The sequence below is a fragment of the Enterococcus sp. C102(2024) genome, from assembly GCF_040888205.1.
Lineage (GTDB): Bacteria > Bacillota > Bacilli > Lactobacillales > Enterococcaceae > Enterococcus > Enterococcus faecalis.
Window position 1 is genome coordinate 1 of the sequence record NZ_JBFOHH010000015.1, and the last position, 2542, is coordinate 2542.

General features: G+C 38.6%; 3 protein-coding genes. All 3 read left to right on the forward strand.

Features of this window, described 5'->3' with window-relative positions:
• Positions 1-82 precede the first annotated feature (82 nt).
• The 3 genes from AB3I34_RS13895 (at position 83) to aph(3')-IIIa (ending at position 2417) form a co-directional block, all read left to right on the forward strand.
• Positions 83-991: an aminoglycoside nucleotidyltransferase ANT(6)-Ia gene (locus tag AB3I34_RS13895; RefSeq protein WP_001255866.1), complete on the forward strand. Its 909-nt coding sequence runs from the start codon at positions 83-85 to the stop codon at positions 989-991.
• Entirely contained in the window at positions 988-1530 is a 543-nt protein-coding gene (gene sat4 / locus AB3I34_RS13900; RefSeq protein ID WP_000627290.1) for a streptothricin N-acetyltransferase Sat4, read from the forward strand. The genes AB3I34_RS13895 and sat4 overlap by 4 nt, the downstream gene beginning before the upstream one ends.
• 92 nt (positions 1531-1622) lie before the next feature.
• Positions 1623-2417, forward strand: a complete 795-nt coding sequence (aph(3')-IIIa, locus tag AB3I34_RS13905) for an aminoglycoside O-phosphotransferase APH(3')-IIIa (RefSeq protein WP_001096887.1) — start codon at positions 1623-1625, stop codon at positions 2415-2417.
• Positions 2418-2542 lie beyond the last annotated feature (125 nt).

A 2542-nucleotide genomic window follows, 5' to 3' on the forward strand; every position in this document is an offset into this window, starting at 1 on the left:
TTATGGTTGTTCAAATTATCCTGAATGTAAGTTTACTTTAGCTGAACATTTTAGAAAGAAAAAATAAACGAGGAGTATGTAAATGAGATCAGAAAAAGAAATGATGGATTTAGTACTTTCTTTAGCAGAACAGGATGAACGTATTCGAATTGTGACCCTTGAGGGGTCACGCGCAAATATTAATATACCTAAAGATGAATTTCAGGATTATGATATTACATATTTTGTAAGTGATATAGAACCGTTTATATCTAATGATGACTGGCTTAATCAATTTGGGAATATAATAATGATGCAAAAGCCGGAGGATATGGAATTATTCCCACCTGAAGAAAAGGGATTTTCCTATCTTATGCTATTTGATGATTACAATAAAATTGATCTTACCTTATTGCCCTTGGAAGAGTTAGATAATTACCTAAAGGGCGATAAATTAATAAAGGTTCTAATTGATAAAGATTGTAGAATTAAAAGGGACATAGTTCCGACTGATATAGATTATCATGTAAGAAAGCCAAGCGCAAGGGAGTATGATGATTGCTGCAATGAATTTTGGAATGTAACACCTTATGTTATTAAAGGATTGTGCCGTAAGGAAATTTTATTTGCTATTGATCATTTTAATCAGATTGTTCGCCATGAGCTGCTGAGAATGATATCATGGAAGGTCGGCATCGAAACAGGCTTTAAATTAAGTGTAGGCAAGAACTATAAGTTTATTGAAAGGTATATATCCGAGGATTTGTGGGAGAAACTTTTGTCCACCTACCGGATGGATTCCTATGAAAACATATGGGAAGCATTATTTCTATGCCATCAATTGTTCAGGGCGGTATCCGGTGAGGTGGCGGAAAGGCTTCATTATGCCTATCCGGAGTATGATAGGAATATAACAAAATATACCAGGGACATGTATAAAAAATACACTGGTAAAACCGGCTGCCTGGATAGCACATATGCCGCTGATATAGAAGAGAGGCGGGAACAGTGATTACAGAAATGAAAGCAGGGCACCTGAAAGATATCGATAAACCCAGCGAACCATTTGAGGTGATAGGTAAGATTATACCGAGGTATGAAAACGAGAATTGGACCTTTACAGAATTACTCTATGAAGCGCCATATTTAAAAAGCTACCAAGACGAAGAGGATGAAGAGGATGAGGAGGCAGATTGCCTTGAATATATTGACAATACTGATAAGATAATATATCTTTACTACCAAGACGATAAATGCGTCGGAAAAGTTAAACTGCGAAAAAATTGGAACCGGTACGCTTATATAGAAGATATCGCCGTATGTAAGGATTTCAGGGGGCAAGGCATAGGCAGCGCGCTTATCAATATATCTATAGAATGGGCAAAGCATAAAAACTTGCATGGACTAATGCTTGAAACCCAGGACAATAACCTTATAGCTTGTAAATTCTATCATAATTGTGGTTTCAAAATCGGCTCCGTCGATACTATGTTATACGCCAACTTTGAAAACAACTTTGAAAAAGCTGTTTTCTGGTATTTAAGGTTTTAGAATGCAAGGAACAGTGAATTGGAGTTCGTCTTGTTATAATTAGCTTCTTGGGGTATCTTTAAATACTGTAGAAAAGAGGAAGGAAATAATAAATGGCTAAAATGAGAATATCACCGGAATTGAAAAAACTGATCGAAAAATACCGCTGCGTAAAAGATACGGAAGGAATGTCTCCTGCTAAGGTATATAAGCTGGTGGGAGAAAATGAAAACCTATATTTAAAAATGACGGACAGCCGGTATAAAGGGACCACCTATGATGTGGAACGGGAAAAGGACATGATGCTATGGCTGGAAGGAAAGCTGCCTGTTCCAAAGGTCCTGCACTTTGAACGGCATGATGGCTGGAGCAATCTGCTCATGAGTGAGGCCGATGGCGTCCTTTGCTCGGAAGAGTATGAAGATGAACAAAGCCCTGAAAAGATTATCGAGCTGTATGCGGAGTGCATCAGGCTCTTTCACTCCATCGACATATCGGATTGTCCCTATACGAATAGCTTAGACAGCCGCTTAGCCGAATTGGATTACTTACTGAATAACGATCTGGCCGATGTGGATTGCGAAAACTGGGAAGAAGACACTCCATTTAAAGATCCGCGCGAGCTGTATGATTTTTTAAAGACGGAAAAGCCCGAAGAGGAACTTGTCTTTTCCCACGGCGACCTGGGAGACAGCAACATCTTTGTGAAAGATGGCAAAGTAAGTGGCTTTATTGATCTTGGGAGAAGCGGCAGGGCGGACAAGTGGTATGACATTGCCTTCTGCGTCCGGTCGATCAGGGAGGATATCGGGGAAGAACAGTATGTCGAGCTATTTTTTGACTTACTGGGGATCAAGCCTGATTGGGAGAAAATAAAATATTATATTTTACTGGATGAATTGTTTTAGTACCTAGATTTAGATGTCTAAAAAGCTTTAACTACAAGCTTTTTAGACATCTAATCTTTTCTGAAGTACATCCGCAACTGTCCATACTCTGATGTTTTATATCTTTTCTAAAAGTTCGCTAGATA